Source organism: Streptomyces sp. Isolate_45 (assembly GCF_024721315.2).
Taxonomy (GTDB): Bacteria; Actinomycetota; Actinomycetes; order Streptomycetales; family Streptomycetaceae; genus Streptomyces.
The window spans coordinates 1-20,092 of record NZ_JANFAK020000054.1 but is presented as its reverse complement, the minus strand read 5'-3'; the positions used below and the strand labels follow the sequence as shown (position 1 = coordinate 20,092).

At 74.1% G+C, this 20,092-nt stretch carries 17 protein-coding genes and 1 pseudogene; 6 read left to right on the top strand and 12 right to left on the bottom strand.

Annotated features, from left to right (window positions below; all coding sequences use genetic code 11):
• Positions 1-37: 37 nt before the first annotated feature.
• Both NOD94_RS19135 and NOD94_RS19130 read right to left on the bottom strand, forming a co-directional pair.
• Positions 38-1,507 carry a penicillin-binding transpeptidase domain-containing protein gene (locus NOD94_RS19135; RefSeq protein ID WP_281207197.1) on the bottom strand — a complete coding sequence of 490 codons (1,470 nt, stop codon included), beginning with the start codon at positions 1,505-1,507 and terminating at the stop codon, positions 38-40.
• Entirely contained in the window at positions 1,504-2,871 is a 1,368-nt protein-coding gene (locus tag NOD94_RS19130) for an FtsW/RodA/SpoVE family cell cycle protein (protein ID WP_281207196.1), read from the bottom strand. Before NOD94_RS19130 ends, NOD94_RS19135 begins: the two co-directional genes overlap by 4 nt.
• Before the next feature lie 112 nt (positions 2,872-2,983).
• On the opposite strand from NOD94_RS19130, the gene NOD94_RS19125 reads away from it, so the two are divergent.
• From NOD94_RS19125 to NOD94_RS19115, 3 genes are all read left to right on the top strand, one after another.
• Positions 2,984-3,397 carry a DUF6325 family protein gene (locus NOD94_RS19125; RefSeq protein WP_281207195.1) on the top strand — a complete coding sequence of 138 codons (414 nt, stop codon included), beginning with the start codon at positions 2,984-2,986 and terminating at the stop codon, positions 3,395-3,397.
• Positions 3,394-3,921 (top strand): hypothetical protein, encoded by a 528-nt coding sequence (locus tag NOD94_RS19120; RefSeq protein WP_281207194.1) that lies wholly within the window; start codon positions 3,394-3,396, stop codon positions 3,919-3,921. Before NOD94_RS19125 ends, NOD94_RS19120 begins: the two co-directional genes overlap by 4 nt.
• 342 nt (positions 3,922-4,263) lie before the next feature.
• The gene (locus tag NOD94_RS19115; protein ID WP_348652343.1) at positions 4,264-5,325 is read left to right on the top strand and encodes an NlpC/P60 family protein; all 1,062 of its coding nucleotides are present in this window, start codon (positions 4,264-4,266) and stop codon (positions 5,323-5,325) included.
• On the opposite strand, the gene NOD94_RS19110 is transcribed toward NOD94_RS19115, so the two are convergent.
• From NOD94_RS19110 to NOD94_RS19090, 5 genes are all read right to left on the bottom strand, one after another.
• Positions 5,247-6,536: a styrene monooxygenase/indole monooxygenase family protein gene (locus tag NOD94_RS19110; protein ID WP_281207192.1), complete on the bottom strand. Its 1,290-nt coding sequence runs from the start codon at positions 6,534-6,536 to the stop codon at positions 5,247-5,249. The two genes, NOD94_RS19115 and NOD94_RS19110, sit on opposite strands and share 79 nt — an antisense overlap.
• A 144-nt stretch (positions 6,537-6,680) precedes the next feature.
• Positions 6,681-7,304: an ATP/GTP-binding protein gene (locus tag NOD94_RS19105; RefSeq protein WP_281207191.1), complete on the bottom strand. Its 624-nt coding sequence runs from the start codon at positions 7,302-7,304 to the stop codon at positions 6,681-6,683.
• Positions 7,285-7,668 carry a DUF742 domain-containing protein gene (locus NOD94_RS19100; protein ID WP_281207190.1) on the bottom strand — a complete coding sequence of 128 codons (384 nt, stop codon included), beginning with the start codon at positions 7,666-7,668 and terminating at the stop codon, positions 7,285-7,287. The genes NOD94_RS19105 and NOD94_RS19100 overlap by 20 nt, the downstream gene beginning before the upstream one ends.
• Positions 7,665-8,138: a roadblock/LC7 domain-containing protein gene (locus NOD94_RS19095; protein WP_281207189.1), complete on the bottom strand. Its 474-nt coding sequence runs from the start codon at positions 8,136-8,138 to the stop codon at positions 7,665-7,667. Before NOD94_RS19095 ends, NOD94_RS19100 begins: the two co-directional genes overlap by 4 nt.
• Positions 8,135-11,407, bottom strand: coding sequence for a nitrate- and nitrite sensing domain-containing protein (locus NOD94_RS19090; RefSeq protein ID WP_281207188.1), 3,273 nt, complete (start codon positions 11,405-11,407; stop codon positions 8,135-8,137). Before NOD94_RS19090 ends, NOD94_RS19095 begins: the two co-directional genes overlap by 4 nt.
• A 377-nt stretch (positions 11,408-11,784) precedes the next feature.
• Between NOD94_RS19090 and NOD94_RS19085 the strand changes: the two genes are divergently transcribed.
• Positions 11,785-12,558 (top strand): protein phosphatase 2C domain-containing protein, encoded by a 774-nt coding sequence (locus tag NOD94_RS19085; RefSeq protein WP_281207187.1) that lies wholly within the window; start codon positions 11,785-11,787, stop codon positions 12,556-12,558.
• Positions 12,559-12,629: 71 nt separating this feature from the next.
• Here the strand turns inward: NOD94_RS19085 and NOD94_RS19080 are convergent, their stop codons facing one another.
• Both NOD94_RS19080 and lon read right to left on the bottom strand, forming a co-directional pair.
• Complete coding sequence (locus NOD94_RS19080; protein ID WP_281207186.1) at positions 12,630-13,070, bottom strand: MarR family transcriptional regulator; 441 nt, start codon at positions 13,068-13,070, stop codon at positions 12,630-12,632.
• Positions 13,071-13,294: 224 nt separating this feature from the next.
• On the bottom strand, positions 13,295-15,703 hold the full coding sequence (gene lon, locus NOD94_RS19075) for an endopeptidase La (protein ID WP_281207185.1): 2,409 nt from the start codon (positions 15,701-15,703) through the stop codon (positions 13,295-13,297).
• Positions 15,704-15,899: 196 nt separating this feature from the next.
• Here lon and NOD94_RS19070 point away from each other — a divergent pair, with 196 nt between their 5' ends.
• Positions 15,900-16,247 (top strand): hypothetical protein, encoded by a 348-nt coding sequence (locus tag NOD94_RS19070; protein ID WP_281207184.1) that lies wholly within the window; start codon positions 15,900-15,902, stop codon positions 16,245-16,247.
• 157 nt (positions 16,248-16,404) lie between these two features.
• Here the strand turns inward: NOD94_RS19070 and NOD94_RS19065 are convergent, their stop codons facing one another.
• From NOD94_RS19065 to NOD94_RS19055, 3 genes are all read right to left on the bottom strand, one after another.
• A complete protein-coding gene (locus NOD94_RS19065) occupies positions 16,405-17,178 on the bottom strand; it encodes a DUF4097 family beta strand repeat-containing protein (RefSeq protein ID WP_281207183.1) in 774 nt (257 codons plus the stop codon).
• A 161-nt stretch (positions 17,179-17,339) separates the two neighbouring features.
• Entirely contained in the window at positions 17,340-18,179 is an 840-nt protein-coding gene (locus NOD94_RS19060; RefSeq protein ID WP_281207221.1) for a sulfurtransferase, read from the bottom strand.
• A 277-nt stretch (positions 18,180-18,456) separates the two neighbouring features.
• Positions 18,457-19,857, bottom strand: coding sequence for a glycosyltransferase family 39 protein (locus NOD94_RS19055; RefSeq protein ID WP_281207182.1), 1,401 nt, complete (start codon positions 19,855-19,857; stop codon positions 18,457-18,459).
• Positions 19,858-19,892: 35 nt separating this feature from the next.
• Between NOD94_RS19055 and NOD94_RS19050 the strand changes: the two are divergent.
• Positions 19,893-20,092: pseudogene (locus tag NOD94_RS19050) on the top strand (DUF4232 domain-containing protein); the annotation flags it as partial.

Genomic DNA, 20,092 nt, shown 5'->3' with positions numbered 1-20,092 from the left:
ACCGGCTCGGCGCGGCCGGCCCGCGACGGCCGGCGCCTCAGTTCGCCGCCGGCGCCGACAGGGCCGCCTCCATCACGGCCCGCGCGATCGGCGCCGCCGCGCCGTTGCCGCTGATGCCCCCGCGATCCGCCGCCGCGTCCTCGACGACCACCGCGACCGCCACCGCCGGCTGCGGCGCCCCCTCGGCGCGGGCCCAGGAGATGAACCAGGCGTACGGGGTACCGGCGTTCCCGACGCCGTGCTGCGCCGTGCCCGTCTTCCCGCCCACCCGCGCGCCTCGGATCGCGGCGTTGCGGCCGGTGCCGTCCTCGACCACCGCGACCATCAGCTCCTGCATCCGCAGCGCCGTGGCCGGGCTCATCGCCCGGCCCAACGAGCGCGGATCACCGCGCCGCACCTGCGACCCGTCGTCCTGGGTCGTACGGTCCACCAGGTACGGGGACCTCAGCTCGCCCCCGTTGGCGACGGCCGCCGCCACCATCGCCATCTGCAACGGCGTCGCCCTCGTGTTGAACTGGCCGATCGAGGAGAGCGCCAGCTGGTCCTGGCTCATGTCCGTGTCGAAGTTCGACCGCGACACCCACGACGGCACCCGCAGCCCCGCGTCGTTGAACCCGAACCGGTCCGCCGCCTCGGCCATCCGCCGCAGCCCCACCCGCACCCCGATCTTGGCCATCACCGTGTTGCAGGACCACCGCACCGCCTCCGCCATCGACGCGTCCTCGCACCCCTTGCCCGCGTTCGGCAGCAGGGTGTGCGTCCCGGGCAGCGGGTACGGGTCCGGCGTCCGGGTCGGCGCGTCCACGTCGGTCACCACCCCCGCGTCCAGCGCGGCGGCCGCCGTCACGATCTTGAAGGTGGAGCCGGGCGGGTACGTCTCGCGCAGCGCCCGGTTGAGCATCGGCCGGGAGGGGTCGGCGTTCAACCGCGCCCAGGCCGCCTCGGTCCGCCGGCCGGTGCCGGAGAGCTCACCCGGTTCGTACGAGGGGCTGCTGACCAGCGCGAGGATCTTCCCGGTCGCCGGTTCCAGGGCGGCCACCGCGCCCCGCTTGCCCGCGAGGCCCCGGTACGCCGCGCGCTGGAGGGCGGCCCGGATGGTGGTGACCGCGTTGCCACCGCCGGGGCGCCCGCGCGAGAGGTCGTACCAGAGCGGGAAGGCGGAGAGTCCCGGGTCGGTGCCCGACAGGACCGCGTCCTCGGCTCGTTCGACGAAGCTCGTCCCGTACGTCTGGGAGGAGAAGCCCGTGACGGGCGCGAAGAGCGGGCCGTCGGTGTAGGTCCGCTCGTGGCGCAGCACCTGGCCGCTGTCCCGGGAGCCGGTGACGGGCCGGCCGTCGACGAGGATGTCCCCGCGCGGTTCGGCGTACCGGTCGATGGCGGGGCGCTTGTTGGCCGGGTTCGCACCGTAGGCGGCGGCCTCCCAGACCTGCACCCGCCCGACGTTGACCAGCAGGGCGACCAGCAGCAGGGCGCAGAAGTACGCGCACCAGCGGATGTAGCGGATCACGCGAGGGCCTCCTGCGGCTCGGGCCTGCGGGCGCTGTCGCTGAGCCGGACCAGCAGGGCGACGATGATCCAGTTGGTGACGACCGAGGAGCCGCCCTGGGCGAGGAACGGCATGGCCATGCCGGTGAGCGGGATCAGCCCGGTGACCCCGCCCGCGATGACGAACACCTGGAGGGCCACGATCGAGGCGAGCCCGGTGGCGAGCAGCCGGCCGAAGGGATCGCGCAGCGCCAGGCCGGCCCGGAAGCCCCGGGACACGAGGAGCCCGTACAGGAGCAGGATCGCGGTCAGGCCGACGAACCCGAGCTCCTCCCCCGCCGTGGCGAGGACGAAGTCCGACTTGGCGGCGAAGCCGATGAGGAAGGACTGTCCGTGCCCGAGGCCCGCGCCGAGCAGGCCGCCGGCCCCGAAGGCGAAGAGGGACTGGGCCAGCTGGCCGGGGCCCTCGCCGCGCTCGATGGAGGCGAAAGGATTCAGCCAGTCCTCCACGCGGCTGTGCACGTGCGGTTCGAACGTCCCGACGGCGTAGGCGCCGAGGGCGGCCAGCAGCAGCCCGATGGCGATCCAGCCGATCCGTCCGGTCGCGGTGAACAGCATGATCACGAAGAGGCCGAAGAAGAGCAGCGAGGTACCGAGGTCCCGTTCCAGGACCAGCAGGCCCACGCTGAGCAGCCAGATCGCCAGGATCGGCCCCAGGACCCGCCCGGGCAGCAGCCGCAGCTTCCAGAACAGGAGCCGGCCGGTCAGGGCCAGGGCGGTGCGGTTGGCGGCGAGGTAGGCCGCGAAGAACACGGCGAGCAGGATCTTCGCGAACTCCCCGGGCTGGAAGGACAGCCCCGCGAACCGGATCCAGATGTGGGCGCCGTTGACGGCCGGGAAGAACACCGGGACGAGCATCAGCGCGAGGGCGGCCGTGACGGAGAGGTAGGCGTACCGCTGGAGCACCCGGTGGTCCCGGAGCACGAACACCACCAGGACGAAGAGCACCACCCCGAGCGCGGACCAGCGCAGTTGGTCGCCGGCGGCGGGCTCGCCGGGGGTGCTGAGGTCCAGCCGCTGGATGAGGACCAGGCCGAGGCCGTTGAGCAGCGCCGCGATCGGGAGCAGCAGCGGATCCGCGTACGGGGCCCTGAGCCGGACGGCGAGGTGCGCGAGCAGCGCGGCCCCGGCGAGGCCCGCCGCGTGGTGCGCGGCGGGCCGGGGGATCCGCCCGGTGGTCGCGAGCCCGACCGACAGGTAGCCGAGTACCGAGATCAGGACCGCGCCGACGAGGAGGGTGAGCTCGATCCCCCGGCGCTTGGGGGCTCGGGCGTCGGGGGGCGGGGGCGGAACGGGTTCCGTCACCTTCGCCGTCAGGGCGGTCATACCAGGAAACGTAGCAAGGGAGCGGAGGGTATGTCCGCTTATGTCATAGTGTGCCGAAGAGTCGTCAGAAACGGTCAGGACGGCGTCAGTCAGGGAAGAGGGCCGCGGCGCAATGGGACCAGTCGAATTCATCGTCCTCGCCTTCCCGGAGGAACAGCTCCGGGTGTCCGCCGTCGAGGCCGTGATGGGCCTGCGCAAGACCGGTGTGGTCCGACTGATCGACGGCCTCGTCGCCACGAGGACGGCCGGGGGGAAGGTCCTGGCCGCCGAGTTCGACGAGTACCTCGAACTCCGCGGCCTGCTGGCCGGCCGGGACGTGGCCCGACTGATCGGGCCGGAGGACGTACGGGAGGCCGCGGAGCTCCTGGACCGGGGCAGCTGCGCGCTGCTCCTGGTGGTCGAGCACGTGTGGGCCCAGGACGCCGCCGTCGCCGTACGGGCCGCGGGCGGCCGGATCGTGGGCTCGGTCCGCATCCCGGCGGAGCGGGTGGAGGAGCGGATCGCGGGAGGGGTGGAGGTCGCGTGATGTTCATCCGCCCGGCGCGCCCCACGGTCACGGCGGCCACCCGCCCGCAAGGCCACCCCCTCCTACGAGGCCTCCTGCGCCGAGCGGCGGGCGCGGCGGAGTGGACGCAGGGCGAGGAGCCGGAGCGCGAGCGGGAACGGGAGCGGGAAGAGTGGGAGCGGACGGGGTGGGGCGAGGGGGCGGCGGGGGCTGCTGGGACCGACGGCGTCGAGGGGGCCGCGGACGCGATTGCGGACCTGGAGGGTGACGCGCAGGTCTGGGAGATGGGGGCGCGGGAGGGCGGAACGGAGCGGACGGCCGGGGCTGCGGAGCCGCAGGCGACGCCGGCGGGCCCCTTCCCGGAGGCCGCCCTCCCGGACGCCGCACCATCCGACGGAGCGAACACCCCCGGGGCCGCCGAAGGCACGCCGACGGCGCAGCCGGGCCTGGCGGCGGAACTCACCCAACTGGCGGCACTGGCGAGGGAAGGGCTACTGACCCCGCAGGAGTTCACGACGGCCAAGTCGAAGCTGCTGAGGGGATAGGGGCGGATCGGGGTCCGGGGGCGGGGTCCGGGGGCGGGGTCCCACCGGTCCGGATCAGGGACACCCCGCCCACCCCCGACCCCACCCCCGGCCGCCCCACCCCCGACCACCCCCACCCCCGACCCCGACCCCACCCGCCCCACTCCCCCACCCCCCAAACGGATGGAGGGCGGGACTCGGCCGGATCGGCTGGGGGATTCGTCATACCGGGCGTGGCAGCATCCAGGGGTCGGAGGTGATTTTGTGACAAAACGACTGGTTCGTCTTGGGTGTATCGCGGCGGTGTTGGTCGTCGTGGGGTCCCCGCCCCATGCGCAGGCCGAGCCCGTCGGGGAGTTGCTCGTGCGGCTTCAGGGTCTCTACCAGAAGGCCGAGGAGGCCAGCGAGGCCTACAACGCCGCCGAGGTCGCCCTCAAGGCGCGGCAGGACGACGAGCGGCGTCTCGGAGCCGAGTTGGGGCGGACCCGGTCCGCGCTCGGTGCCGAGAAGGCGGCGGCCGGGCGGCTGGCCCGGGAGCAGTACCAGGGCTCGCGGGAGTTCTCCCCGTACCTGCGGCTGCTGCTCTCCGGTGACCCCCAGCAGGCCGTCGACCAGCGGCGGCTGACCGCCCGTGAGGGGGCCCGGCGGGCCGGGGTCGTGGCGCGGCTGGAGCGGGGTGAGAAACAGGCGGGTGTCCTGGCCGCCGGGGCGCGCAAGGCGTTGGAGGCGCAGCGGGTACTGGCCGAGGAGCAGAAGCGGCACCGGGAGGACGTCGCGGCGCGGCTCAAGGAGGTCGAGCGGCTGCTGGCGGCGCTCACGCCCGAGGAGTTGGCCCGCCTGGGGGAACGCGAGGAGGCGGTGACGGCGGGGGCGCAGCGGGATCTGCTCGGTTCGGGCCGGCTGCCCGCCCGTACGGGCACGCCGACGGCGGCGGGTGGCGCCGCCCTGGGGTTCGCGACGGCGCAGATCGGCAAGCCGTACGTGTGGGGCGCCGAGGGGCCGGGATCGTTCGACTGTTCCGGGCTGACGTCGAAGGCCTGGGCGCATGCCGGGCGGTCGATCCCCCGGACCAGTCAGGAGCAGTGGGCGCGGCTGCCGAAGGTGCCGCTGGACCGGCTGCGTCCGGGGGATCTGGTGGTGTACTTCCCGAAGGCCACGCACGTCGCGCTGTACATCGGGGACGGCAAGGTGATCCAGGCACCGCGTCCGGGGGCCTCGGTGAAGGTGTCGCCGATCGCGGCGAACCCCCTGCTGGGGGCGGTCCGGCCGGATCCGGAGGGGACTCCGCTGGCGGAGTTCACCCCGCCGCCGCTGCCGGAGGCCGCGACGGCGGGGGACGATTCCGGTTACTCGGCCGAGGAGGCTCCGAATGCAGAGCCGGAGCCGGCACCGGAGCCGGAAGCGGCGGTGACCTCGGCGAGGTAGTCGGCCGCGTCCTCGGGGTCGTAGAAGTAGTTGTCGAAGTCGGCCGGGTTGTCGAAGCCGTTGGCGAAGCGGTCGGCCACCGGCTGGAGCTGTCCGGCCGCTCCGATCAGGTTCAGCACGTGCTCCGGGGGGACGCCCAGCATGGCGTTCGTCCACTGGGTCACGGGCTTGCCGGTGGTGAACCAGTACTTGTCGAAGGTCGCCTTCATCCATGCCTCGTCGAACGGGTTGTCCCCGTGCATGAGGATCGAGGAGAGGTACGAGGCGGCGCACTTGGCGGCGGAGTTCGAGCCCTGTCCGGTGATCGGGTCGTTGGCGACGACCACGTCCGCGACGCCGAGGACGACGCCGCCGCCGGGGAGCCGGCCGATCGGGTTGCGGACGACCGGGGGGTACCGGCCGGCGAGGGTGCCGCCGGCGTCGGTCAGTTCGACCTTGGTCGCCCGGGCGTGCTCCCAGGGCGTGTAGGTCTTCATGAGCTCCAGCGTCAGCGCGAGGTGCTCCGAGGGGTCGTTGACGCCCTTGAAGACGTCGAGCGGGCCGCCGGGGAGGCCCTCCCAGAAGAGGATGTCGGCGCGGCCCGAGGTGGTGAGGGTCGGCATGACGAAGAGTTCACCGACGCCGGGGACCAGGTTGCAGCGGACCGCTTCGGTGTCCGGGTGCTCGGGGCGCGGGTCGAGTCCGTGCACGTAGGAGACGGCGAGGGCGCGCTGCGGGGCGTCGTAGGGGGAACGTGCCGCGTCCCGTCCGAACATCGAGACGAGTTCGCCCTTGCCCGCGGCGACCAGGACGAGGTCGTACGTACGGGAGAAGTAGTCGAGGTCGGCGACGGAAGCCCCGTGGATGACGAGCTGACCGCCGCGCTGGGTGAAGGTGTCGAGCCAGCCGGCCATCTTCACGCGCTGGTCGACGGACTGCGCGTGGCCCTTGAGGCGGCCGAGCCAGTCGATGGGGCGGGTGCCGTCGGGGGCGGCGACCGACACGCCGAGGCCCCGGATCTTCGGGGCCTGCTGCTCCCAGAAGTTGATCCCGAGGTCCCGCTCGTGCTGCAGCGCGGTGTCGAACATGCACTGCGTGGACATGACCCGTCCGGTGCGGATCTCGTCCGCGGTCCGGTTGGACATGAGGGTGACCTCGTAGTCCTTCGCCTGGAGGCCGAGGGCGAGCTGGAGGCCGGACTGACCGGCTCCTACGACAAGTATCTTGCGCATCTCACTTCTCACTTCGGGCTGTGGGTACGGGACCCGGGGGCAGTACCCAAGGACGGTACGGGGGCAGTACCCAAGGACGGTACGGGGACGGGCCCCGGGGACGGTACGGGGACGGCGCCAACGGGACGGACCCGGCGGACGGCCCTATTCGGGTGTCTCGTCCAATGCGTGGCCCACCAGGGTCAGCAGGGATTCGACGACCGAGTCGCGGCGACGCGCGTCCATGACCACGACGGGGACGCCGGGCGGGATCGAGAGCGCCTCGCGCACGTCCTCCGGCTCGTACGCGTGGGAGCCCTCGAAGTGGTTGACGGCGACGGCGTACGGCAGGCCGCAGCTCTCGAAGTAGTCGAGGGCGGGGAAGCAGTCGCGCAGTCGGCGCGTGTCGGCCAGCACGAGGCCGCCGATGGCGCCGCGCACCAGGTCGTCCCACATGAACCAGAACCGCTCCTGACCCGGCGTCCCGTACACGTACAGCACGAGGTCGTCGGCGAGGGTGACGCGGCCGAAGTCCATGGCGACGGTCGTGGTGCGCTTGTCCGGGGTGCCGCTGAGGTCGTCGGTGGGGACGCCCGCCTGGGTCATGACCGCTTCGGTGCGCAGCGGGGTGATCTCGGAGAGGGAGGACACGAAGGTCGTCTTGCCGACGCCGAAGCCGCCGGCGACGAGCACCTTCACGGCGACGGGCGCGCGCGAGCGGTCGTACTGCCAGGGCTGGGCGGGCTCGTCGTCCACGAGGGCGGCCGGGTCAGAGACGGCGAAGACCACTGAGCACCCTTTCGAGCAGTGCGCGTTCGGGGCGGCCGGTGCCGTGCCCCGTGCCGTAGACGCGTATGCGTCCTTGGTCGGCGAGGTCGCTGACCAGGACGCGGACGACGCCGAGCGGGAGCTTGAGCAGGGCCGATATCTCGGCGATGGTGCGCATGCGTCGGCACACCTCGACGATGGCGCGCATCTCGGGCGTGCGGTCGTTCGTCGCGGCCGTGCCGGTGTCCAGGGCGGCGACGAAGGTCTCCACGAGCAGGACCTGTGTGAAGCGGGTGCGACCGCCCGTGAGGGAGTACGGGCGGACGCGGGCGGGGCGGCGGTCTGCGCCGCGTATCGGCAGTCGGTCGGAGGCCGTACTCCTCACGGGGTCTTCTCCATCGACTGGCGCAGCTCACTGCGGACTTCGGGGGTCAGGACGTGGCCGGCGCGGCCGACGAACAGGGCCATGTGGTAGGCGACGACGCTCATGTCGCAGTCGGGCGTGGCGTGCACGCCCAGCAGGGAGCCGTCGCTGATGGCCATGACGAAGACGGAGCCGTTCTCCATGGCCACCATCGTCTGCTTGACGGTGCCGAACTCCATGAGCGCCGCGGCGCCGGTGGTGAGGCTGCCGAGTCCGGAGACGATGGTGGCGAGGTCGGCCGAGGCGCCGCGGGGGCCCTTGGGGCGGTCCTGCGGGGCGTCCGTGCCTGGCTCGGAGGAGAGCAGGAGGAGGCCGTCGGAGGACACGACGGCGACGGAGTTGACGCCGGGCACCTCCTCGACCAGGTCGGTCAGCAGCCACTGCAGGTTGCGGGCCTGGGTGCTCAGTCCGTACGTACTGGGCGCGGTCATGTGCGTGCCTCCTGTGCGGTGTCCCCCTGGTCGGTGTGACCCTGCCCCCGGTCCTGCGTACCGTCCTGGTCCTGATATTGGTCCTGATACCGGTCCTGCGCGAGCTCGGCGGCGACGACGCGCCGCCCGTCCTGGGCGCCCTGGTAGAAGCCGCCGAGGCGGCGGCGCAGTTCCTCGGCGTCCACCCGGCGCGGCTCGGCGGGGGGTTCGGCGGGGCGTGCCGGGCCCGCGGAGGCGCGCGGGGTGCGCTTGGGGAGTCCCTTGTCGGTGACGGCCTCGGTCACGGGGCGCCGGGGGGCGGTCTCGGCCTCGTGTCCGGGGTGGCTGCCCTGGCGGGGGACGAAGTGGTCGTCGGCGTCGGCCCTGTGGTGCGCGCCCTGTTCGGCGTCGGGGGCGGGGACGGAGTAGGGCTGCGCGAGGAGCGACAGTCCTTCGTCCTGTACGGAGACCCGCGCGGCGGCGTCGGCGTCCGGACCGGGGCCCTCCGGCTCGGGGTCCGCCACCGTGAAGGCGTCCGCGTCGGCGTCGGCGACGACGCGCGCGAGGAGTTCCTCGCCGGCTCCGGCGGTGTCCGACGCCTCCGCTGCCGGGGCGGGCACCGTGAAGACCTGCTCGGCGGGGGGCGTCTGCGCGGGCTCGTCGGTGTCGAAGGCCTCGGCGAGCGGGACCACCCGTACGGGGGTGTCCTCCTCGGCGGGCTCGATCGGCGCGGGCACCGGGTCCGGAACCGGGGCGGAGGCGGTGAAGACCTGCTCGGCCGGGGGAAGTTCCCCGGAGTCGAAGCCCTTGGATCCCTCGAAGCCGTCAAGGCTGTCGAAGCCCTCGACGCTGTCGGCGTCGGGCACGATCCGGGCGAGGAGTTCCTCGTCGGGGGAGACCGGCTCCGGCTCGGCGTCCGTGGCCCCGATGCCGAAGGCGTCGGTGTCGGTGTCCGTGTCGGAGTCGAAGGCCTCGTTGCCGAAAGCCTCGTCGTCGGAAGCCTCGTCGTCGGAAGTCCCGGTGTCGACGGCCCCGGTGTCGAAGGCCTCCGCCAGCGGGACCACCCGCGCCGGCGCCTCCACGGCGGTGGCCGGGTCGGGGTCGGGGACGGCGGCCGGGTCGGGCTCCGTCAGCTGGGCCGGCTCGGCGGTCTCCGCGGTGTCGTGCTGGGGCCGCAGCCGGGGCGGCAGGGTGTTCTCGTTGGCCTCGGCGACCACACCGGGCAGTTGGAACGCGGGCAGGCCCGGCTCGGCCAGGGTGTGGACGGCGGTGGCCGGCGCGCCGGCGGGGAGCAGCGTCGCGGGGACGACGACCAGCGCCTCGGTGCCGCCGTGCCGCGCGGCGCGCAGCTCGGCCGTCACGCCGTGGCGGGCGGCGAGCCGGCCGGCGACGTACAGGCCGAGGCCGAGGCCGTGTTCGGCTTCCGGTTCCTCGTCGTAGGCCTCGGGGCTGGCCAGTCGGGCGTTGAGGGATTCCAGCCGGTCCTCGGTGACCCCGATGCCGGAGTCCACGACGGACAGGACCACCTCGCCGGAGTCCTGGAGTCGGCCGGAGACCTTCACCTTGGCGTCCGGGGGCGAGAACGTCGTCGCGTTCTCCAGGAGTTCGGCGAGGACGTGCGAGATGTCGTCCGCGGCGTGCCCGGCGACCTGTGTGTACGAGGGGAGGGCGGCCAGCTCGACGCGTTCGTAGCGTTCGATCTCGCTGACGGCCGCCCGCATGACGTCGACGAGCGGTACGGGCACGCTCTGGCCGTGGCCGTGTTCCTGCCCGGCCAGGACCAGCAGGTTCTCGTTGTGGCGGCGCATCACCGTCGCCAGGTGGTCCAGCTTGAAGAGGGTGGCGAGCCGGTCCGGGTCGCCCTCCTTGGACTCCAGTTCCTCGATCACGGCGAGCTGCCGCTCGACGAGGCCCAGGGTCCGCAGCGACAGGGAGACCGAGGTGGTCGACATGATGCGGCGGTGCTCTTCGAGGCCGGCGCGCAGCTCGGCGAGTTCCTTCTCCAGCGCCTCGCGGCCCGAGGCGAGGGCCTCGTTGCGGCCGATGAGGCGCCGTCGGTCGGCGTCGAGTCCGGCGATCCGGGTGTGGAGGGCGACCGTCTGGTCGCGCACGGAGTTCAGGTGGCGGACGACTTCGGCGAACTCGTCGTTGCGGCCGGTGAAGCGCACCGGCTCGACGGAGCCCTCCGCGGTCGACAGCCGTTCCGCACCGCGGCGCAGTACGGACAGCGGCCGGGTGAGGGAGCGGGCGACGGCGGTGGAGAAGCCGATGACGAACAGGAACAGCACGCCGAGTACGGCGACGACGAGTTCCAGGCGGGTCACGTCGTCGTCGCGCTGGGTGGCGAGGGCGGTGGCCCGGTTCCCGGCGAGGGTGGATTCCACGGACCGCATGCGGTCGATGCGGGCGGTGAGGGCGGTGCCGACGGCGCCGGCGTCGACCTTGCGGTCGGCGGGGGTCAGCGTGGGCCGGTCGGTGAGCCGCTTGAGGTAGTCGTCGGCGGTCTTGACCTCGGGGCCGGTGACGGTGACGGCGAGGGTCTCCCGCACGTCGGGCCGGGCCGTGCGCGCGAAGTCGTCGAGGGCGGCCTGTTCGCGGACGCGGGAGCGCTGCGAGGCGGTGGTGAGTTCGTCGACGACCGCCGCGTTGGGGGGCTGCTCGCCGCGGGGGACGGCCAGCGCGGCGAGCAGCAGTCCGCGGGTCGCCGAGGCCTGTTCCACGGCTCGGCCGAGGGGGACGAGGGGGCGCGTGGTGGCGAGGGCGTCCTCGGCGCGCGGCGGGGTGAGCTCGACGAGCCGGTCGCCGGGGGCGAAGAGTTCGGCGAGGACGCCGGCGTAGGCCTGGTGGGCGGCGAGGGCGGTGCCCTTGCCGTCGACGGCCTCGGTGCGGACGGCCTGGACCTTGCCGAGGGCCCGCGCGAGTTCCTCGTCGGCTTCGGCCTTGACCTCGGCGAGTTGCCGGTCGGTGCGGGCGGTGCGCTCGCCGACGGGGCCCTTGGCGGCGCCGGGCCGGCCCTTGGCCACGTACTCGACGACGGCGTCGCGCTCGTCGCCGAGGAGGTGGGTGAGGGTGAGGGTGTGCCGCGTCTGCTCCGCGAGGGTGACCAGGCGTTGTGAGTCGTTCAGTTCCCTCGTGGCGGAGACGACGGCGGGTGCGCCGGCCGCGAGGACGGTGAGTCCGGCGACTGCCACACCGATGACCAGCCTGCGGCGGACGCGTACGCGCCGTCCTGCCTTGGCGGGTCCGTCGGCGCTGGCGGTGCCGTTCTTCCGAGACCGCTTCTTCTGCACCGGTGCTCGCAATCCTGTACGTGTGCTCGTGCTCGTCTACTCGTGTGGCCGAGGTAACGGCCGGTCAACAAGTAAACGCCCCCTGCCCCCTCGTACCGCCTCAGACCTTTGCAGTGTGATGCGAAGAGAGCCGCACATCGCCCACCCGGCCACTCGAAGGAGTGAACATCACGGAGGAGTGGCCGACCAACTCGGGCACCCCGTGTCAGGGGCCGCTCGTGGACGGGTGGTTGAAAGATCGAGCCGGGCTTTGGCAGTATGCCCGCCCACATCGCGGCGGGGCACCGGGGGGCGGGCCCTCCCGGGCGCGCCACCCCTCCCCCCGATTGGTATGGACCTTCCCGTTCGGGAGGGCCGTCGGCGGGCAGAATGCCCCCATGCGCATCGACCTCGCCACGGCCCCCGGCAACCCGGAACGCCCCAATGAGGACTGGCTGTCGGCCTCGGCACCCTCTTCGGGCGGTGGCGTCCTGGTGGTCCTGGACGGGGTCACCCCGCCGCGCGGCGGCGACGGGTGCGTGCACGGCGTGCCGTGGTTCTCGGCCCGACTCGGCGGCCGATTGACCGAACTGTCCGGATCGCGGCGGGACATGCCCCTGGACCGGATTTTGGCGCTGGCCATCGGCGACACCGCCGACGCCCACCGGGACACCTGTGACCTTTCTCACGTACGGACGCCCCAGGCGACGGTCGTGATGGTCCGCTGGGACGGGTCCTGCGTGGAGCACCTCGTGCTGTCGGACTCGGTGCTCCTGCTCCGCGGGGCCGACGGCCGGGTCTCGGCGGTGCTCGACGACCGGCTGGACCGGATCCCGGGCGAGGTCCTGCGGTCGGTCGCGGCGACGGACGCGCTGCGCAACGCCGAGGGCGGCTTCTGGACGGCGGCCGCGGACCCGGCGGTCGCGGACCGGGCCGTCACCGGGCGCACCCCGCGCGAGGAGGTCGTGGCGGTGGCCGCGCTCACGGACGGGGCGAGCCGCTGGACCGACACGTTCGGGGAGGGCGACTGGGCGGCCTGCCTGGACGTGCTGCGCAAGGAGGGCGCCGAGGGGCTGATCGGGCGGGTGCGGGCGGTCGAGTCCGACCCGCTGCGCCCGGCGGCCCGGTACAAGCGGCACGACGACGCCTCGGCGGCCTACGCGGAGCTGTAGCGGCGGGAGGGGCGGGGGCGCCGGGCCGGGGTCGGCCGGGGAGCGGGGCCGGCCTGGGGCCGGGGGCTGCCTCACTCCTCGCCGGAGTTCAGCTGGCGCAGGAGTCTGGCCAGCTCCGCCACCTCGCCCCGGTCCCAGTCCGCCAGCTTGCGCATGTACTGCTCGCGGCGGGCGCCGCGGACCCGCAGGAAGCGGTCCCGGCCCTCCTCGGTGAGGCCGACGAGGAAGGCGCGGCCATCGGCGGGGTCCGGCTCCCGGGCGACCAGGCCCAGTACCTCCAGGGCCCGCAGCTGGCGGCTCATGGTGGCCTTGCCGACCCCGAAGTAGGCGGCGAGTTCGGTGGCCCGCTGCCGGCCCGCCGCCTCCAGCCGGACGAGGAGTCCGTAGGCAGCGGGCTCCAGCTCCGGGTGGAGGGCGCGGGCCATCTCCCCGGAGGAGGCCCGGGCGCGCCGGAGGAAGACGGACAGCTCCCGCTCCAGGGCGAGGAACTCCTGGTCCTCACTTCCGTGCACGTCCGCTCCTGTTCGGTGGTGTGTTCGGCATGTCTGTCGCCGACGTCTTCGACTGACATCTTCGGCTGACGTCTCCGGCTGACATCTTCGGCTGACATCTTTGTTCGAGATCCGCTGTGCGGGCCCCAGTATTTCGCAGCGGACGCCGCGAGGGCCCGGGGCCCGCCGGAGCGGTTCCCGGGCCGTCGTTCGAGCGGCCGGTCGGGGGTGGGTCGCGCGGTCGGTCAGGCGGCCCTGGTGAGGGAGACCTCGGCGGGGGCGAGGGCCAGTTCCAGGACCTGGCGTACGTCCGTCACCGGGTGCACCTCCAGCCCCTCCAGCACCTCCGCCGGGACGTCGTCCAGGTCGGCCTCGTTCCGCTTCGGGATGATCACCGTGGTCAGTCCGGCCCGGTGCGCGGCCAGCAGCTTCTGCTTGACCCCGCCGATCGGGAGGACCCGTCCGGTCAGGGAGACCTCGCCGGTCATCGCCACGTCGGTGCGGACCTGTCGGCCGGAGAGCAGCGAGGCGAGGGCCGTCGTCATGGTGATGCCGGCGCTGGGGCCGTCCTTGGGGACCGCGCCCGCCGGGAAGTGGATGTGGACGCCCCGGTCCTTCAGGTCGGCGACGGGGAGCTCCAGTTCGGCGCCGTGCGAGCGCAGGAAGCTGAGGGCGATCTGCGCCGACTCCTTCATGACGTCGCCGAGCTGGCCGGTGAGGGTGAGCCCGGCGGCCCCGGTCTCGGGGTCGGCGAGCGAGGCCTCCACGAACAGCACGTCCCCGCCGGCTCCGGTCACGGCGAGGCCGGTGGCCACGCCGGGCACGGCGGTGCGCCGCTCGGCGGGGTCCTGCGCGGACTCGGGGACGTGGTGCGGCCGTCCGATGAGCGCCCGCAGGTCGTCGGGTCCGAGGGTGAGCGGCAGTTCCCGCTCCCCCAGTTCGTTCTGGGACGCCACCTTGCGCAGCAGCCGGGCGAGCGACCGTTCCAGGGTGCGCACGCCGGCCTCGCGGGTGTACTCGCCGGCGAGCTTGCGCAGGGCCGCGTCCTCCATGACGACCTCGTCGGCGCCGAGGCCGGCCCGCTCCAGCTGTCGGGGCAGGAGGTGGTCGCGGGCGATGACGACCTTCTCGTCCTCGGTGTACCCGTCGAGGCGGACGAGTTCCATCCGGTCGGCCAGGGCCTCGGGGATGTTCTCCAGGACGTTGGCGGTGGCCAGGAAGACCACGTCGCTCAGGTCCAGTTCGACTTCGAGGTAGTGGTCGCGGAAGGTGTGGTTCTGGGCCGGGTCGAGGACTTCGAGGAGGGCCGCGGCCGGGTCCCCGCGGAAGTCGGAGCCGACCTTGTCGATCTCGTCGAGGAGGACGACCGGGTTCATGGACCCGGCCTCCTTGATGGCCCGGACGATCCGGCCGGGCAGCGCGCCGACGTAGGTGCGCCGGTGGCCGCGGATCTCGGCCTCGTCCCGTACGCCGCCGAGGGCGACGCGGACGAACTCGCGGCCCATGGCGTGGGCGACGCTCTGGCCGAGCGAGGTCTTTCCGACGCCGGGCGGGCCCACGAGGGCCAGTACGGCCCCGCCGCGGCGGCCGCCGATGACGCCCATGCCGCGCTCGCCGCGGCGCTTGCGCACGGCGAGGTACTCGGTGATGCGGTCCTTCACGTCGCTCAGTCCGGCGTGCTCGGCGTCGAGCACCGCGCGGGCGCCGCGGATGTCGTACCGGTCCTCGGTCCGTTCGTTCCAGGGCAGTTCGAGGACGGTGTCGAGCCAGGTCCGGATCCAGGAGCCCTCCGGGCTCTGGTCGCTGGACCGTTCGAGCTTCTCGACCTCCTTGAGCGCGGCTTCGCGGACCTTCTCGGGCAGGTCGGCGGCCTCGACGCGGGCGCGGTAGTCGTCGGACTCCTCGCCGTCCTTCTCTCCGTTGAGTTCGCGGAGCTCCTTGCGGACCGCGTCCAGCTGGCGGCGCAGGAGGAACTCGCGCTGTTGCTTGTCGACGCCGTCCTGGACGTCCTTGGCGATGGACTCGGCGACGTCCTGTTCGGCGAGGTGGTCGCTGAGCCACCGGACGGCGAGGCGGAGCCGGGCGACGGGGTCGGCGGTCTCCAGCAGCTCCACCTTCTGGGCCACGGTCAGGAACGGCGAGTAGCCGGAGTTGTCGGCGAGCGCGGATACGCCCTCGATCTGCTGGACCCGGTCGACGACCTGCCAGGCGCCGCGCTTCTTGAGCCAGCTGGTGGCGAGCGCCTTGTACTCGGTGACCAGCTCGGCGACGGCGCCGGGCAGCGGGTCGGGCTCCTGCTCGTCGACGCTCTCGCCCTCCACCCAGAGGGCGGCGCCCGGCCCGGTGGTCCCGGCGCCGATGCGGACGCGGCCGCGGCCGCGGATCAGGGCGCCGGGGTCGCCGTCGGAGAGCCGGCCGACCTGCTCGACTGTGCCGAGCACGCCGGTGCCCGCGTACGTCCCGTCGACCCTCGGGACCAGCAGGACCCGGGGCTTCGCGGCCCCGGCCGCGGTGCCGGCGGCGGCCTGCGCGGCCTCCACGGCGGCGCGCACCTCGGCGTCGGACAGGTCCAGCGGAACGACCATCCCGGGCAGCACGACCTCGTCGTCCAGCGGCAGCACGGGCAGGGTGAGCGGTACGGACGTCGAAGCCATGATCTTCCCTCCGGCAGTGAACTTGAGCTATGCCGACTCAATGCACGTGAGTCCCCCGATGTTCCCCAACACGCGTTCGCCGGGGGCGAACGGCCGTCCGGGGTTCGAAGTTCCTGATGCAGCGTGGAGCCGGAACGCACCCCGCCGTGACGGTGGATCGGGGCGATCGCCCCTCCTCAACAGATGGGATGCGAACATGCGCACATTGGCTTCAGGTATCGCCGCGGCGACGCTCGTGGGTGCGGCCCTGCTCGGTGCCGGTCAGGCGAACGCGGCCACGCCGGTCACCGCGGCTCCGGCTTCCGCGGCGGCCACCCCGGCTCCGAGCTGCGTCAAGGGAACGGGCACGGCCATCCTCATGCGGGTCGTGACCGTCTGGATGACCAACAACTGCACGACCACGCAGCGGGTCACCCCGACGTGGACCAGCACGATGAATCCGGCGCCCGACTGTTACGAGATCCAGCCCGGCCAGGAGGCGATCTTCCAGCGGTCCATGCCGTTCGCCTCCGCCTACCGCTTCACGGGCCTGGTCGCCTGCTGAACCCGGTTGCCCGTCAGCCCGCGCGGCCGGTTGCCCGTCAGCCGGCGCGGAGGCCGTCGCCCCAGGTGGGCGGCGGCCTCCGCGCCCCGCGGGCGGGTGGGTTCCGTGGGAGCGCGGTGGGCCGCGCCCGGGTCGGCGCGGCCTCCTCGTGGCGGTCTCAGGTCAGGGCGGAGGCCTCGATGTCGCCCGATGTCGTTTCGAGGCGCAGCCGGGAGGGCGCGGCGGGGGCGTGGGGCAGGGTGATCTCGCGGTCGCCGGAGGTGCTGGAGCCGGACAGTTGGTACGGGGCCCGCGGGACCCGCAGCGTGACGTCGCCCGAGGTGGTGACGGCGCTCACCGAGACCGGTACGACCGTGAAGCCCAGGCGGGCGTCGCCGGATTCGGAGCGGACGTCGGCCTCCGTGCCGGACAGGTCGGCGGCGTTGATCGAGCCGGAGGACGTACGGACCTTCAGCGGGCCCGCGATCCGGTCGGCCCGCACGTCCCCGGAATCCGAGGTCAGCTCCGCGGCCGCGACGCCCGTCACCGTGATGCGGCCGCTGCTGTTGCCGACCTTGACCTTCGCGGAGGCGGGGACCTCCAACTTGTAGTCGACGTAGCAGCTCTGCGAACACCCGGTGGTGAAGGTGAGGACCCCAGCGGTCACCCGCTGGCCGGGCGCGGGCGCGGTGTCCCCGCGGTAGTGCACGGTCCGGTGGACGACGACGCCCGGCCCGGTGCCCGGCGTCACCTCGACGGAGCCGCTCCGCCCGTCCGTGACCTCGACGGCCGTGACCGCCTCGGTGACGGTGGCGTCGTCCGAGGCGGTCCTCGTGTGGCTCCTGTCCCCGATGCCGTCGACGGAGCACCCGGCGAGGAGGAGGAGCACGGCGGCCGCCGTGGCGCCGACCGTCTTGCGGGCGAGCAGGGCTGATGCGGTATCGGATGCCATGCGGCCAGTCTGTCGACCCCGCGCTCCCGGCACGCTGGTGCCGGTACCCGGGCCGGGGGTGGGGTTATCCCCCGGCGGCGGGGAGCCGGGGCCATCCCCCGGCGGCGGGGGCTCCGCCTTCGCCGGGGCCGGGGGTGGCGGTCACGGGAGGCGTTCTCGGATCAGCCGGCCGACGGGCCGCCGGTTTCCACCGGTCGGCGGCCGGACGGGTCCCCCCACTCGCTCCACGAGCCGTCGTACACCGCCAGGTCCCGGTATCCGGCCAGCGTGGCGCCGAGCGCGAGGACGCAGGCCGTGACCCCGGATCCGCAGCTGAAGTACAGCCGCTCCCGACCGCCGGTCAGCGGTGCGAAGGCGGCCCGGAGTTCGGCCGCGGGCAGCATCAGCCCGTCGGGCCCCTGGAGTTCCCCGAAGGGGAGGTTCACCGCACCCGGCATGTGGCCGCCGCGCAGGCCCGCGCGCGGCTCCGGGGCGGTGCCGTCGAACCGTCCCCGGGTGCGGGCGTCGAGCACGGTCGCGGCCGGGTCGGTCAGGGCCGCCGCGACGGTGTCGGCGTCCACCACCAGCCCGGGGCGCGGCCGGGGGGTGAAGGAGCCGGGCGGACCCGCGTATGCGGCCGGGGCCTCCTCGACGGGCAGGCCGGCGGCCGTCCAGGCGGGCAGGCCGCCGTCCAGGACGGCGACCCGGTCGAAGCCCATCGCGCGCAGCATCCACCAGGCGCGGGCGCTGGAGTAGATCCCGGCGCCGTCGTAGACGACGACGGTGTCGGTGTCGTCGACCCCGAGGTCGCGCATCGCCGCGGCGAACTCCTCGGGGCCGGGCAGTGTGTGCGGGGCGGCGGCGGTGTGGTCGGACAGGGCCCCGTCGAGGTCGAAGGGCCGCGCTCCCGGGATCCGGCGCTCCGCGCCCCGGTGGGCCCCGACGGAGGCGTCGAGGAGCACCGGTCCGTTCCCGCCGAGCCGCTCCGCGACCCATGCGGCCCCGACGAGGGGCCCGGGCAGGTCCGCGACCCCGGTCCGGACGGCGGGAGGGGTGGGCGTGGGTTCCGCTGACGGCGGCACGGGCGACTCCGGAGGTTCGGCGGGGCGCGGCGGCGGGACGGGAGCCCGCCGCGCGGCGTTGTCGGATCATCCTCGCCCCCGACGCCCCCGGGGTCGCGGGGTTTTCCGCCGCGGCCGTCGAGGCGGGACGCGTCCGCCGTCCCGGAGCCGCCCGTCCCGGCCCCGACCGCGCCGGCCGCCCCGCGGCGGGCGTCAACCGCATTCCCCGCCGCGGGCGTCAGCCGCATGCGCCGGGGCGGGCGTACACCGCGACGCGGGCCCCCCGCACCGGGGTCATCGAGCACAGGGTGAAGGAGGACTCCAGGGCTTCGCGCTTGGCGACTTCGTGCGGGTAGGGGTCCAGGGGCTGTCCGGCGGGGTCGAGGAGGGCGATCACCCGGGGGGAGGCGGCCAGCGCGGCGCGGATGGCGTCCGGGGTGCGTTCGGTGCCCTGGAGGCTCCGCGACCGGGCCGGGGTGCGGTCGAGGGCCACGTCGCGCAGGCTCCCGTACGCGTCGGGCGACGACAGCAGCCACTCCCGCCGCCGGGAGGGCATGAACAGGACGGCGTCCCCGGGCCGGGCCCGTTCCCGGACGGCGGCGGCCACGGCGAGGACGTCGTCCTTGCGGCTGTCCGGGGTCCGCAGCCACGCCGACCACATCCCGAACGGCACGGCCAGCGCGGCCACCAGCAGCCACGGCCACACGCCCCGCGCCCGCGCGAGCCGCGCCCCGGCGAGCAGGGCGAGGCCGGTCAGGGAGTAGAGGACGTACCGGTCGACGTACCAGGGGTGGACGAGCGAGACGGCCATCAGGAGTCCGGGCGGGAGCAGCGCGAGCGGTACGGCGACCCGTACGAGGTCCCGTTCGCCTGTCGGGGCCTTCCGCGCGAGCAGCAGTACGGCGGCCGTCAGGACCCCGTACACCGCCCAGTCCTGCCAGGACGGTCGGCCGAGCCAGCCCAGCTGCTGCTGCGCCTGCCGGGCGCTGACCACCGCGAGCGGCAGCAGCCCGGCGACGACCGCGGCGGCGCTCCACCGCCAGCCGCGCGAATGCCGGGCCGCGGGGGCGTGGGCGAGCAGCGCGAGGACGGCGAACTCGTGCAGCCAGCAGCCGAGGAGCAGCACCAGGGCGTAGGCGGTCCAGCGGCCGCGCAGCATCAGGTACGTCGCCCAGATCACGGCGGCCGCGACGAGGGCGTACGAGCGGCCCTCCTGCGCGTACATCTGGACGGGCGGCAGGACGGCGTAGGCGGTTCCGGCCAACAGCGCGGCCCGCTCCCCCACCGTCCGGTGGGCCACCGCGGCCACTCCGGCGGCGGCGAGGGCCGTGCCGGCGACGGAGGGCAGCCGCAGCGCCCACAGGCCGCCGTCCCCCAGGGCGAACACCCCGTGCATCAGCAGGTAGTGCAGGCCGTGGACGGCGTCGACCTGCCCGAGGAGTTCCCACAGCCCGGTCAGGGGCCGGTGGGCCACCTGCCACGTGACGGATTCGTCGCGCCACATGCTGCCGCCGTCGGGGCCGCGCCGCAGGCCCCAGAGGCCGAGGAGCAGGGCCACGAACGGGGGGAGCACGCGCCAGGGGGCGATGCGGCGGATGACGGCCTCCTGCTGCTTTCGGACGGGCGACGGGGCCTCCATACTCGGGGTTCGGGCCGAGACCCGCGGAGGTGGGTGTGCGAGCGTTCCGAACGACGACGCCGACGACGGGACGGGCGACGGCGGGACCCGCGCGCACGGCCGCCTCCGCCGCGGCACTGGGTGCGGTGGTGCTGGGTGCGGTGCTCCTGGCCGGCTGCGGCTCCGACGGGCAACCCGGGCCGGGCGGCGCCGGCGGCCCGGCGGCCACGGCGTCTCCCTCACCGGGGCCCTCCAC